Origin of the sequence: Candidatus Francisella endociliophora, from assembly GCF_000764555.1 — a bacterium.
Classification (GTDB): domain Bacteria; phylum Pseudomonadota; class Gammaproteobacteria; order Francisellales; family Francisellaceae; genus Francisella; species Francisella endociliophora.
On record NZ_CP009574.1, the window covers coordinates 1,395,977 to 1,408,849 of the forward strand.

A 12,873-nucleotide genomic window follows, 5' to 3' on the forward strand; every position below is an offset into this window, starting at 1 on the left:
TATAATAATACGAAATTTTGTCTATTAAACTTTATAAACATTCAAAGGGTTATTCTAAATGAGAACACATTACAGTTCAGATATTAACGAAAAATTAGAAAATCAAAAAGTTAAAATATGCGGTTGGGTACATCGTCGTAGAGATCATGGTGGTGTGATATTTCTAGATATTAGAGATCGTACAGGCCTAGTTCAACTAGTTTTTAATCCTGATAATAACAATTTTGGTATTGCTGATAGTGTTAGAACTGAGTATGTAATCGAAGCAGAAGGTATTGTGAATCTTCGCCCAGAAGGTCAAGAAAATAAGAACCTTGCAAGTGGCAAGATAGAAATAATTGGTGATACTATAGAAGTTATCAATAAATCAAAAACAGTCCCTTTTCCTCTAGATGACTATCAAGAAACAGGCGAAGATATCAAATTAAAGTATCGCTATATTGATCTGCGTCGTCCAGAAATGCAAAAGAAGCTTATTACTCGTTCAAAAGCAATTCGTTATGTGCGTAACTTCTTAGATGATAATGGTTTCTTGGATATAGAGACTCCATTCTTAACAAAAGCAACTCCTGAAGGTGCAAGAGATTACTTGGTTCCAAGTCGTAATTTTAAGGGTAAGTTTTATGCACTTCCGCAATCACCACAGCTTTTTAAACAGTTATTAATGGTTTCTGGGTTTGATAGATATTACCAGGTTGTTAAATGTTTTCGTGATGAGGATCTAAGAGCTGATAGACAACCTGAATTTACTCAGATAGATATTGAAGCTTCATTTATTGATGAAGAGTTTATTATGTCTACTATGGAGAAAATGATTACTGGGCTTTTCAAAGAAACTATCGGTGTTGAATTTAATACTCCTTTCCAAGTTCTAAGCTTTGCAGAAGCTATGGATAAATATGGTTCAGATAAGCCTGATCTGAGAATTCCGCTAGAGTTTGTGAATATCAAAGAAGAGATGAAAGATGAAGAGTTCAAAGTTTTCTCTGGACCCGCTAATGATGATGAGTCTCGTGTTATAGCTATGAGAGTGCCAAATGGCTGTGAGAAATTTACGCGTAAAAACTTAGATGATTATACTAAGTTTGTTGGTATCTATGGTGCAAGAGGTCTTGCATACATTAAGATTAATTCATTATCTCAAGGTAAAGAAGGTCTTCAGTCTCCAATTGTAAAAAACATTTCTGAAGATACTTTATTTAAAGTGATTGAAAAAACTGGTGCTAAAGAAGGAGATATTCTTTTCTTTGGTGCAGCTAAAACTAAAATTGTAAATGACTCAATGGGCGCATTAAGAGTTAAAGTTGGTGAAGATCTGAATCTATTTGATAAAGATTGGGCACCACTTTGGGTTGTTGATTTCCCAATGTTTGAAAAGGATGATAATCGTCTGTATGCTATGCATCACCCATTTACAGCACCAAATGTTAGCTCGCTTGAAGAGTTAGAGAGCACTAACCCTGAAGATCTAGGTTCAAGAGCTTATGATATGGTTATCAATGGTTATGAAGTTGGTGGTGGATCGATCCGTATTCATAAAGAGGATATCCAAGCTAAAGTATTTAATTTGTTAGGTATCTCTGATGAGGAAGCACGAGAGAAGTTTGGTTTTATGCTAGATGCGTTATCTTATGGCACGCCTGTACACGGCGGTATAGCGTTTGGTGTGGATAGACTTATCATGTTACTTACAGGTACGACAAATATCCGTGATGTAATCGCATTCCCTAAAACTCAAACGGCAAGTTGTTTAATGACAGAAGCACCATCTAATGTATCTCTTGAACAACTTAATGAGCTTGGAATAGCTGTTAAGAAAGAAGAATCAAAGTAATCAAATAATTAATTTTTTAAATAAATATTCTTATGCAAAAAAATACTTTAGTAATTTTCAAGTCTAAACCTGCAAAAGTTGTTTCTAGTTTAGATAAAAAAATAGAGATAGAAACACTTGATGGTAAGAATATAAAACTGCCACCTAAAAATGTACAGTTATTACTAGAGTCAGAGAATGGTTTTGAGCTAGAGGATTTACAAGAGTTAGAAATAACTGAATTAGAAATGACTTGGGAGTTGCTTCAAGAGCAAGGACAAACAACTATTGAAGAGTTATCAGAGTTTTTATTTGAAGATACTGGTGTAAATGAAGCTTATACAATTTGGCTTTTGGTTTCTCAAGGAGAATATTTTAGTTTTGACGATGATTTTAATATTATTGTTCATACCCAAGAGCAAAAAAATACAATAGTCCAAGAAAAGCAAGAAAAATTGAAAAAAGAGCAAGAGCTTAATGATTTCATTGAAAGAATGAAGCAAAAAGAATACGCTCCTCAAGACGAAAAATTTCTTAAAGAAATTGCTTCTCTTGCAACGTTAAAAAGTCAAAACTGCCGTCTATTTAAATATCTTAATATGGAAGAGTCAGAAAATAGCGCTTATAAGCTTTTGCTAGATATTGGCTATTGGGATGAATTCTTTAATCCATATTTGTATCGTTATGGTGCAGAACTTGAGAGTAATCCGGCTAACTTTAAATATAATGAAGATTATGATAGCTTAAGAGTAGATTTAACTCATTTGACTGCTTACGCAATTGATGATGAGGGAAGTAATGATCCAGATGATGCAATCAGTTGGGATGCCCAAAATAATAAAATGTGGGTGCATGTTGCAGATCCATCATCAAGTATAAGCTTTGGTGATGATGTTGATTTAGAAGCTAGAGCAAGAGGTTCAAATCTTTATGTTCCAGAAAATATAGTATCAATGTTACCTCCTCAAGCAACTCAAAATTTAGGTCTAGGACTACAAGATATTTCTCCAGCATTATCTGTTGGTTTTACTGTAGATGAGCAGGGCGATATTCAAAATATTGAAATTTGCTTTAGTAAAATTAAAGTAACGAGACATTCTTATGAATATGCTGAAAGTAATCCACAAGAGTTAGAACTTGGTAGTATTCCACAATATGCAGAATATTTTACACAAAAGCGTTTATCTAATGGTGCAGTAGAGTTGGATTTTCCAGAGTTGAAAATAAAGCTTGATGAAAATAAAAATGTAGTTCTTACAGATCTGCCTAGATTAGGTTCAAGAACACTAGTACGTGATACAATGCTTATGGCAGGTGTTGCCGTCGGACAGTTCTGTATAAAGAATGATATTGCCGTGCCATATTCTACTCAGCCAGCACATGAACTTACAAAAGAAGATTTAGAAAGTCTAAATTCAATTGCAGATATGTTTGCCACTCGTAAAAAACTTCAACGAGGTAAATACTCAACTCAACCAAGTTTACATGGTGGAATGGGATTGGAAAACTATGTACAAGTTACAAGTCCTTTAAGAAGGTATCTTGATTTACTTGTGCATTATCAACTAAGAAATTTTATAAGTAATCAATCAACACTCTCGGCAGAGGAGGTTGATGAGATTATTGCTCAAGTTGATATTCCTATTAGATCTAACCGTCAAACAGAAAGGTTTTCAAATTCACATTGGAAATTAGTTTATTTGATGCAAAATCCAGAAATGCAGTTTGAAGCTACTGTTATTGAAAAATTAGAGAAAAGTCGTGTTATGGTTTCTATTGCAAATTTAGCAATGACTAAAAAGTTATCTGTAAATGATAAGTATGAATTAAATGACTCTTTGAAACTTCTTAACACCTCTGTAAACCTTGTATCACAAGAGGCTTTTTTTAAGTTCATATCATACTATCAATAGTATTCCAACAATAAGTTCACAACTTTATCCACAGGGTGTTGAAAATAATAAAAACTTTAAGTAATTAAATTTATTTAGCTTTGGAAGTCTTGATTATAAAGGGTTATAGCGAATTTTATAAACTATACTGATTTAGTAAATCAACAGTTTTCACAAACATATCATATAGATATAAACATGTTTATCCACAATTGCTGTAAATTTGGTTTTATTAGATTGCTAAAGTATTGTTATATAAGGATTTGCAGGTTGATTATCTATTTAAAGAGTTAATAAAATATATAAATTAATGTATTATTCTAATTAAAGAAATTATATGAAAAGAATTATGAACTACGAATTGATAGAGCCAGTGAGTGAGGCTGAATACTGTGTGATTTGGCTGCATGGGCTTGGTGCTGATGGTCACGATTTTGTTGATGTTGTTAGGCATTTTGATGTTTCAATACAAAATATCCGTTTTATATTTCCTCATGCAGATGTTATGCCTGTTACCATTAATATGGGTATGCAAATGCGAGCTTGGTATGATATCAAGTCTTTAGATGCCAGTAGCTTAAATAGAGTTGTAGATGTTGATGGTATAAAAGATTCTATTGGAAAAGTTAGAAGCTTGATTGATAGACAGGTTCAACAAGGTATTCCAAGTGAGAATATTGTATTAGCTGGTTTCTCTCAAGGTGGGGTTATTGCGACTTATACGGCAATTACTTCAGAATATAAATTAGGTGGCGTTATGGCTTTATCAACATATTTACCAGCATGGGATAGCTTTAAAGATAGAGTTACAGATATAAATAAGGGTCAGCCAATATTAGTATGTCATGGCACACATGATCAGGTATTGCCGGAGTTATTAGGTAAAGAGTTGTCAACTAAGTTATCAGGTTGTGGCTTTATAAATGAGTATAAGCATTATGTTGGTATGGAGCATTCTGTTTGTATTGAAGAGATTAAAGATATATCTAACTTTTTAGCAAAGACATTTAAAATATGAAAAAAATAACAATAGCAAGTAGAGATAGTAAGTTAGCATTGTGGCAGACACATTTTGTGCAAAATAGAGTAGAAAAAGAGCTAGGCATCCCTTGTGAAATTAGTACTATGAAAACTCAAGGAGATATTATTCTCGATAAGCCTCTCAATAAAGTTGGTGGTAAAGCTCTGTTCATGAAAGAATTAGAGATTGCGATGCAAGGTGGTAAAGCAGATATTGCTGTTCATTCCCTTAAAGATGTTCCTTATGAGCTACCACAAGGTTTTTGCTTAGCAAGCTTTATGCCGCGAGAAGATCCTAGAGATGCTTTTGTATCAAATAAATATAAATCGATAGATGAGTTACCACAAGGTGCAGTTGTTGGAACATCTAGTTTAAGACGCAAAGCACAACTTCTACACTATAGAAAAGATCTTATAATCAAAGATCTAAGAGGTAATGTTCAAACTAGATTATCTAAGTTGGATGCAGGAAATTATGATGCTATTATTTTAGCAAGTGCTGGACTTATACGCTTAGAGCTTCAAGATCGTATTGCTCAATTTATACCAGTAGTGATTTCTTTACCAGCGGTTGGTCAAGGTATAGTAGTGATAGAAGCTCTTGAAAATGATATGGAGTTTTTAACTACACTTAAAAAACTTAATTCTAGCGATAGTTCTAGAATGGCTGCTGCTGAGAGAGCTTTTAATGAAGAGTTGAAAGGTGGTTGTCATGTTGCGATTGGTGCTTACGCAGAGCTGAATGATCAAGAGATAAATCTAACTGCAATGGTAGCAAGTAGTGATGGTGCGACAGTTTTAAAACGTAGTAGTGTAGGTGATGAGCCTATAGCATTAGGTAAGTCTTTAGCTCAAGAAATGATAAGCCTAGGAGCTTATGAAATATTGGAGAAATAAGTAATGGGAATATTATTTGTTTTAGTTGGTATTGGTGGTGGTCTTGGAGCTATGTCAAGATTTGCAGTAACTCAAGCAACAGCAAGTATCTCTAAACAAATTCCTTTTGGGATATTTATTTGTAATGTTATAGGGTCTCTTCTAATTGGAGTTATCGCAGCTTTTTTAATTAAAACTAATTTATTTAATGAAGAAGTATCAACATACACTAGATCTTTACTTGTTACAGGGTTTTTAGGAGGTTTTACAACTTTTTCTAGCTTTAGTTTAGATGTGTTGAACCTACTCCAGAGAGGAGAAATTTTTTTGGCTCTTGGATATATTTTTGTAAGTATTACAGTTTCTTTACTAGCTGTTATATTAGGGTTTTACTTAATTATGGGGATTTATAAATGAAGATGAAACTTATAGGTTTTGTGATAATCGCTGTTGTTGCAATGACGGGGTGTATGCCTTTTTTAGGAGGTAATTTTGTAGCAAGAGATGGTAAGTTTGAGTCAAATGGAGGGATCCATACCCTAGAAATGCAGCAGGGAACAACTATAAAACAAGTATATAAGGCTATTAAGAAAACTATAAAAGAACATCCAAATGATTTTGAAATAAAAGCTGATAATTATGGGGATGAAAAAGCTACTGTTTGGACTTTTTCTAATAAGTATAATCATCATATTACTTTTTATGCAATGAAGAGAAATGGGCTGGTATATTTAGGTATAAGTATAGGTGAACAAGGACAAGCTAAGGAAAATATGAAAGAGTTTTATAAGTTAGAAGATATGGTTTTAGACAGTTTAGGAAATAATCAAAAGTAGCTTATATTTTAATCCAGATTTTACAAATTAATTGTATCTAAAAAAGTTCAAATTATAATAATCTATATAACCTAATGTATTTTCTAATTTAAATGAAAAGACTACAAAAGCTAATAATTATTATTTATATAGTGATTTTATCGTCATGTGCTAGTGACCCAAAACCTAAAATTTCTCAATTAGGAAATGGAGTCGTTGAGTCTGAAGTTGAGACAGTTTCGCGAGATGCTATAGTTAATCATAGTGGTGCCGAAGGAGCAAAGGTTGGTGCGGCTGTTGGAGCTACAGGTGGTGCAGCATATGGTGCAATGGCTGGAACAGCTCTTGGAATAGGTTGTACAATACTTACAGCCGGTGTCGGAGCAGTGCCTTGTTTTGCAGTTTTCATTGGTAGTGGTGTTATTGTTGGTGGCACTATGGGAGGTGTTGGTGGTGCTATAGTTGGTGGTGGAGGTAACTATATATATGTTGCTAACCAAAAAAATGTTATTGGGAAATACAGATATCATGTCTCTTTAGATGGTCGGGACAAGCCTTTAGTTTTTGAAGAGTTGCCGGATAGAAAATATCCTAAGGGTACTGACGTTGTAGTATATGAAAGTGATTATAAGGATACAAAAACTTACTTTATAAAAGCTGTTGATGAAAATAAAGATAAGAGTTTAAGTGATAAGGAATCAACGGATAATACTAAAATAAAAGCTCAGGATATAGACCAAAAAAAATGATTAATTTAAAAAAAATACTGGTTATATGGTTTTGTATATATTTAGCTGGTTGTGTATCTGTACCAGATGATAAAAGTCAGTTTTATAATGCAGGAACTGTTGAAAAGGTTACTTTGATAAAATCTTACAAAGCTCTTACTGCAAAGAGTACAGCTGAAGGCGGGGCCGCTGGAGCTTTAGCAGGTGGTGCTGGAGGTGCTGTACTTGGTGCGGGTGCGGGACTTGTAGCTGTTATGGGATTATGTATGATGTTAGTTCCTGTAGGTGCTGGGGTTCCTTGTGGGGCAACACTTGTTGTGCCTATAACAGCACAAGGTGCAATGTATGGAGCAGCTTATGGGGCTATTGGAGGTCTAATTGTAGGAGCTGCTGGGACATATGTTTTCGTTGCAGATAAATCTAAAATGGGCTTATATGAATATACAGTGATTCTTGATAACAATAAAGAGCTTACTTTCCAACAAATACCTGATAGAGAATATAAAAAAGATGATGATGTATTAGTTTATAAAAACAAAGTAAAAGACAAAAGTGTTTACCATATTGAGGCAGATACTGACCTAGATAATTAAGACTCTTTTTCAACTTTAAAAGTTGTACCACAGTATGGACATGTATTAATTTTTTTATCTTTTAGATCTATATATACTCTTGGGTGAAGATTCCAATTTTCATGAAATTTTGTTGGGCATGAAGCTCTTTCACCTGGGCGGACTTTGATAACTTTTTGTTCTTTTTTCATCTTTCATTATCATGACAAATCTTTAATGGCTAAATTTTAGCAAAAATATTCTTAAATTAGTAATACAAAAATAAATATAAATAACATATACTAGAGGCGTTGTCGAAAAAACCAAAGGTCTTTGACATATGAAAAGGCTATATAATGCAAGTATGTCATCAAAGGTTTCTCGCACTAAGTGGGATATTTTAGCTTTATCAATAATATTACTTATTTTGTGTGTCTTCGTCTGGTCAACCTCTGGACTTGGGGGAGCAGTTGACTATACAAGCCAAACAAGCGTTGAGAAATACTCAGACGTTTCATTAAATTTGTGGTTACTGCCTTATTACACAGCAGAAACAACTATTCGAATGTTTATCGGCTTAGGTATATCCTTAGTTGTTACTTTTATATTTGGAGCATGGGCAGCTAAGAGTAAAAGAGCTGAAAATATTATTATTCCTGCAGTTGATATATTACAATCAATTCCAATTTTAGGTTTCTTTGCTATTACGGTTACAGGATTTTTAGTACTATTTCCAAATTCTTTATGGGGAGCTCAATCGGCCGTTATATTTGGTATTATAACTGCTCAAGCATGGAATATGATTCTAAGCTTCTATCAGTCCTTAAAGACTGTTCCAAAAGAGCTAACTGAAGCTGCAGATATGTATCAGCTTTCAGCATGGCAAAGATTCTGGAAATTAGAGGTTCCTTTTTCAGTTCCTGGATTAGTTTGGAATACTATGATGTCGATGTCTGCTTCATGGTTTATGATTGTCGCATCAGAAACAATAGTAGTGAATTTCAGTGTATCTCAATCTATACCAATCAACTTACCTGGTATAGGTTCGTTTATTGATGCTGCTAATAATGCTAGAGACTTTACAGCAGTTGGTGCAGCAATCTTAACTATGCTTATTACGATTATTCTTTATGATCAGCTTTTATTTAGACCATTAGTAGCATGGTCAGAGAAGTTCGTATTAGGTGAAAATCAAGCCGAAGTTTATAGTAAATCATGGTTTTTGAGAGTATTGCAGAATTCTGTAGCTGTTAAATTTATATCACAGCTATTTGGTAAGGTAACTACTAGTATTATTAATATAAAGTTTTTTAAGAAAGATTTAACAAAAGCATATAATCAAAAAAAACATAAAAAACAAGAAAAGCAAGAAACCGTTTTACAAAATATTATTTGGCTTATTTTTACAGCTGCGATAGTTATTGCTTTATGTTATTTTGCATATCAAACAGTTTTTGGTGCAGATTCAAACATTGGGCTTGCAGAAACTATAGATGTATTTGGATATGGATTATTTACAGGTCTTAGAGTTGTTGTGTTGATTGTGATTACGTCTATTATTTGGGTACCAATTGGCGTCTGGATAGGAATGCGACCAAAGATAGCTCAAAAGGTTCAGCCTTACGCACAAATGGCAGCAGCTTTTCCAGTTAACGTGCTATATGGCATTTTTGGTACTTTAGTTATTACCTTTAACTTAAACTTTAATATATGGTGTATCTTGCTTATGGCGCTTGGTACACAATGGTATATTTTATTTAATGTAATTGCTGGAGCATCTGCTATTCCTGATGAGTTAAAGCTTGCTGCTAGAAATATGCAGTTAAAAGGCTTAATGAAGTGGAAGAAATATTTATTCCCAGCTGTTATGCCGTACTATGTGACAGGAGCAATTACAGCAGCTGGTGGAGCATGGAATGCAAGTATTGTATGTGAATATATTAACTGGGGTAAAGACTCAATTATACAAGCTACAGGGTTAGGAAACTACATTACAGAATACACTAATATACAGGGAGACCATACGGCAAATGTACTTCTAGGTGTGATAGTAATGTGTATATTGGTTGTAGCATCAAATAAATTATTTTGGCGAAAATTATATAACTATGCGGAAAATCGTTTTAGCATGAATATGTAAAGCATAGGGGATTTTAGAAAAATGAGTAAGAAAATATTTACAGTAGAAAAAGTTAGCAAAGAGTTTAATATTAAAGGGGGACACTCTTTAAAGGTATTAGATAATATTGATTTCACGCTACATGAAGGAGAGATTGTAGCGTTACTTGGTAAATCAGGCTCTGGTAAGTCGACTTTATTGAGAATAATTGCTGGACTTTTAAGTCCTTCATCTGGTGAAGTGCTTTATAGAGGTAAAAAAGTATCTGCTCCTGTGCCAGATATTTCGATGGTTTTTCAAAGTTTCGCACTTATGCCTTGGCTTACAGTTTTACAAAATGTAGAGCTTGGTTTAGAAGCTCGCAAAATCAATATTCAAGAACGCCGTAAAAGAGCTCTAAAAGCGATTGATATGGTTGGTCTTGATGGTTTTGAGAACGCATATCCAAAAGAACTGTCTGGTGGTATGAAGCAGCGTGTAGGTTTTGCTAGAGCACTAGTGCTTGAACCGGATGTTTTACTTATGGATGAGCCATTCTCAGCACTTGATATTCTTACTGCTGAAAACCTTAGAGAAGACTTGCTAGATCTATGGGAAAATAATGATGCTATGAAGGGTATTTTATATGTGACTCATAGTATTGAAGAAGCTGTTTTAACAGCTGATAGAATAATCATATTTGGTAGCAACCCTGGGTTTATTCGAGGTGAATTAAAAGTAAATATTCCACATCCTAGAAGCTCACAAGATCCAAGAGTTGCTGATTTGGTTGATGAAGTTTATCGTATGATGACTACAGCTCAAACAAAAGAGCTTACTGAAAGGATGAACAAGAAAACAGCTATGACTATTGGTTATAGACTACCAGATGTTGATATTTCTGAGATGAATGGTTTATTAGATGAAATGGCTGAAATCAAAGATGTCGAAGCTGTTGATCTTCCTCAGCTTGCTGATGATCTTCACCTTGATATTAATGATTTATTTCCAATTATTGAGATTTTATCTATTTTACGCTTTGCGGAAGTTTCAGATGGTGATATCAAAATGACTGCTATGGGACGTAAGTTTATTGACTCAAATATTGATGAGAGAAAATTTATTTTTGGAAGATTATTTTTGAAGTATATTCCTTTAGCAAGTCATGTTGTTAAGGTTCTAAGTGAGAGAGAAAACCAATCAGCTCCAAGAAGTAGATTCTTAGCGGAGTTAGATGATTATTATCCAGTAGATGTCGCTGAGCGAGTCTTTGATACTTTTATTGATTGGGCTCGATATGCGGAAATTATCTACTATGATGCCAATACAGGTGTTATTTCACTAGATGATAATGCTGCTGAATACATTAAGAAAATGTAGCATAAGTAACTATTAGTTATGATTATTTGCTTACTCTTAGCAAAAATTGATATTCAGAATAGGATAAAACTAAAGTAGTTTATAGAGAGTTTTGATCTTTAGGATTAAAGTGTGCGACTCTTTAATAAACTTTTAATAATTATTATTTTTATACCTATTAGCTTATATGCTGAAGACTCTTTAACTAAGACTGATAAAACACAGCTATCAAATGGAGATAAAGAGCTTCTTTTAGCTTTACAAGAAGAGGTCGCATCACTTAAAAAGCAAATTAACGACGTAAAGAAATCTAGTAGTATAGCGAACAATAGTGGCAAGAATTCTGGATTTACTACATATAGTTCTAAAGTTAATAACCAAAATAATCTATATTTATCTGTATCTCAAGTTGGAGGCGTTGACCCTAGGGAAATAACGTCTAATATTACTAAAAATGGTCGTTTAGATAATGCTCCTGATGATCAAGGAGTTATGATGTCAAAGGGTAAAATTGATGTCGGGGGAACGCCTGCAATTACTACTCAAGGACAAGTAACTTATTTAGGCTCATATTCAGGTAACAACAGTATTCCCATAGGGATGATCTCAAGTAACCTTTTTGCATCAACAATATTAGGTCAAAGAGAAGCTTTTGGTGATTATTCAGTATTTTTTGGAGGTTATATTGAAGCTGACGCACAGACATGGTTTGGAAGTCAGATAAGTAGGGCTGGAGGATTGCCTAATTTTCCAGCTAATGGGCAAAACATTTATCTAACTAATTCAAAGCTGTATTTTCTTTCTAATTTGGGACATTACGTAACCGCTCAGTTTGATTTTGATACTGATGAAACAGGAAACTTTGGATTAGGAAATGCTTTTGTTATTTTTGGTAATTTAGATACTTCACCGCTTTTTGTTACAGCTGGTAGAAGTAAACTTTCTGTTGGCTCTTATGGCGGCGGTGGGCCATGGACTAGTGGTATTATTGATGAATTTTTGTCACCAGATAAAGTTACTAATGTTTCTATAAACTATAAAAGTGACACAATAAATACCAATATTACTGTCTTTGGTTCAGATGATAAGAAAGCTAACTTTTCAGCAGGGTTTTTCTATACAGATTCATGGACTCCTGACTTATCTGTTGGTTTTAATGCTGGCTATGTTTTTAATATTGCTGGAGCTGGTAATGGTAGTATCTCTCAATTTCTAAATAATATAGGTAAGAGTAATAAAAATATTGGAGTACTTAATTTCGATAGTACGTTAGCATACTCAATGTTAGGTGGTATTTGGCAGCTTCAAGGCGGATGGTCAGCAACAACTAACCAAGAAGATTTTAACTTAGATGGTAGTTCTGTAAATACAGGGGCTTGGTATCTTGGTCTAGCTTATGCTCTTACATTAGGAGGAAGAGATACCAACTTCAATATAACTTATGGTGAATCTTATAATGCAGCTAATATCCCTATGCCCTTGTCAAATGCCTCACCTAGTTTTGGTTTGGCAGAGTCAGGAATTAAAAATCAGCTAGTTGTTTCTGCACAGCGAGCTTATTTTGATAATAATGTTTTATTTGGCCCAGAGTATTCATATCAGAAACTATATAATCAACAATATATGAATACTTTAACGTTAGATTTATCAGTATATATATAGCTTATGTTGAGGTTAATATTGATAAAAAAAGCAATATAATATACTATTTATTGCTTCTA

At 33.7% G+C, this 12,873-nt stretch carries 12 protein-coding genes; 11 read left to right on the top strand and 1 reads right to left on the bottom strand.

Annotated features, from left to right (window positions below; genetic code table 11):
• Positions 1-58: 58 nt before the first annotated feature.
• The 8 genes from aspS to QI37_RS06890 all read left to right on the top strand — a co-directional run bounded on the left by aspS (position 59) and on the right by QI37_RS06890 (position 7,737).
• Positions 59-1,834 (top strand): aspartate--tRNA ligase, encoded by a 1,776-nt coding sequence (gene aspS, locus QI37_RS06855; protein ID WP_040009876.1) that lies wholly within the window; start codon positions 59-61, stop codon positions 1,832-1,834.
• 32 nt (positions 1,835-1,866) lie between these two features.
• Positions 1,867-3,726, top strand: a complete 1,860-nt coding sequence (locus QI37_RS06860) for a ribonuclease catalytic domain-containing protein (RefSeq protein ID WP_144242721.1) — start codon at positions 1,867-1,869, stop codon at positions 3,724-3,726.
• 328 nt (positions 3,727-4,054) lie between these two features.
• Complete coding sequence (locus QI37_RS06865) at positions 4,055-4,723, top strand: alpha/beta hydrolase (protein WP_040010746.1); 669 nt, start codon at positions 4,055-4,057, stop codon at positions 4,721-4,723.
• A complete protein-coding gene (gene hemC, locus QI37_RS06870) occupies positions 4,720-5,622 on the top strand; it encodes a hydroxymethylbilane synthase (protein WP_040009881.1) in 903 nt (300 codons plus the stop codon). Before QI37_RS06865 ends, hemC begins: the two co-directional genes overlap by 4 nt.
• A 3-nt stretch (positions 5,623-5,625) precedes the next feature.
• Positions 5,626-6,018, top strand: coding sequence for a fluoride efflux transporter CrcB (crcB, locus tag QI37_RS06875; protein WP_040009882.1), 393 nt, complete (start codon positions 5,626-5,628; stop codon positions 6,016-6,018).
• Positions 6,019-6,020: 2 nt separating this feature from the next.
• Positions 6,021-6,437 (top strand): hypothetical protein, encoded by a 417-nt coding sequence (locus QI37_RS06880; protein WP_162472713.1) that lies wholly within the window; start codon positions 6,021-6,023, stop codon positions 6,435-6,437.
• 92 nt (positions 6,438-6,529) lie between these two features.
• Complete coding sequence (locus QI37_RS10380; RefSeq protein ID WP_235261368.1) at positions 6,530-7,165, top strand: hypothetical protein; 636 nt, start codon at positions 6,530-6,532, stop codon at positions 7,163-7,165.
• Positions 7,162-7,737, top strand: coding sequence for a hypothetical protein (locus tag QI37_RS06890; protein ID WP_040009888.1), 576 nt, complete (start codon positions 7,162-7,164; stop codon positions 7,735-7,737). Before QI37_RS10380 ends, QI37_RS06890 begins: the two co-directional genes overlap by 4 nt.
• Here the strand turns inward: QI37_RS06890 and QI37_RS10130 are convergent.
• Positions 7,734-7,907: a zinc-finger domain-containing protein gene (locus tag QI37_RS10130; RefSeq protein WP_081946994.1), complete on the bottom strand. Its 174-nt coding sequence runs from the start codon at positions 7,905-7,907 to the stop codon at positions 7,734-7,736. The genes QI37_RS06890 and QI37_RS10130 overlap by 4 nt on opposite strands.
• A 128-nt stretch (positions 7,908-8,035) precedes the next feature.
• Between QI37_RS10130 and QI37_RS06895 the strand changes: the two genes are divergently transcribed.
• The 3 genes from QI37_RS06895 (at position 8,036) to QI37_RS06905 (ending at position 12,814) form a co-directional block, all read left to right on the top strand.
• Entirely contained in the window at positions 8,036-9,835 is a 1,800-nt protein-coding gene (locus tag QI37_RS06895) for an ABC transporter permease (RefSeq protein ID WP_040009890.1), read from the top strand.
• Positions 9,836-9,856: 21 nt separating this feature from the next.
• Positions 9,857-11,173 carry an ABC transporter ATP-binding protein gene (locus QI37_RS06900; RefSeq protein ID WP_040009891.1) on the top strand — a complete coding sequence of 439 codons (1,317 nt, stop codon included), beginning with the start codon at positions 9,857-9,859 and terminating at the stop codon, positions 11,171-11,173.
• A 111-nt stretch (positions 11,174-11,284) separates the two neighbouring features.
• Positions 11,285-12,814, top strand: coding sequence for a DUF3573 domain-containing protein (locus QI37_RS06905; protein WP_040009893.1), 1,530 nt, complete (start codon positions 11,285-11,287; stop codon positions 12,812-12,814).
• Positions 12,815-12,873 lie beyond the last annotated feature (59 nt).

Excerpts from the sequence above, each read along its gene's own strand:
- hemC (WP_040009881.1), top strand. The coding sequence starts at position 4,720 with ATGAAAAAAATAACAATAGCAAGTAGAGATAGTAAGTTAGCATTGTGG.
- QI37_RS06880 (WP_162472713.1), top strand. The coding sequence starts at position 6,021 with ATGAAACTTATAGGTTTTGTGATAATCGCTGTTGTTGCAATGACGGGG.
- QI37_RS06900 (WP_040009891.1), top strand. The coding sequence starts at position 9,857 with ATGAGTAAGAAAATATTTACAGTAGAAAAAGTTAGCAAAGAGTTTAAT.
- QI37_RS06895 (WP_040009890.1), top strand. The coding sequence starts at position 8,036 with ATGAAAAGGCTATATAATGCAAGTATGTCATCAAAGGTTTCTCGCACT.
- QI37_RS10380 (WP_235261368.1), top strand. The coding sequence starts at position 6,530 with ATGAAAAGACTACAAAAGCTAATAATTATTATTTATATAGTGATTTTA.
- QI37_RS06890 (WP_040009888.1), top strand. The coding sequence starts at position 7,162 with ATGATTAATTTAAAAAAAATACTGGTTATATGGTTTTGTATATATTTA.
- crcB (WP_040009882.1), top strand. The coding sequence starts at position 5,626 with ATGGGAATATTATTTGTTTTAGTTGGTATTGGTGGTGGTCTTGGAGCT.
- QI37_RS10130 (WP_081946994.1), bottom strand. The coding sequence starts at position 7,907 with ATGAAAAAAGAACAAAAAGTTATCAAAGTCCGCCCAGGTGAAAGAGCT.
- QI37_RS06865 (WP_040010746.1), top strand. The coding sequence starts at position 4,055 with ATGAACTACGAATTGATAGAGCCAGTGAGTGAGGCTGAATACTGTGTG.
- QI37_RS06860 (WP_144242721.1), top strand. The coding sequence starts at position 1,867 with ATGCAAAAAAATACTTTAGTAATTTTCAAGTCTAAACCTGCAAAAGTT.
- aspS (WP_040009876.1), top strand. The coding sequence starts at position 59 with ATGAGAACACATTACAGTTCAGATATTAACGAAAAATTAGAAAATCAA.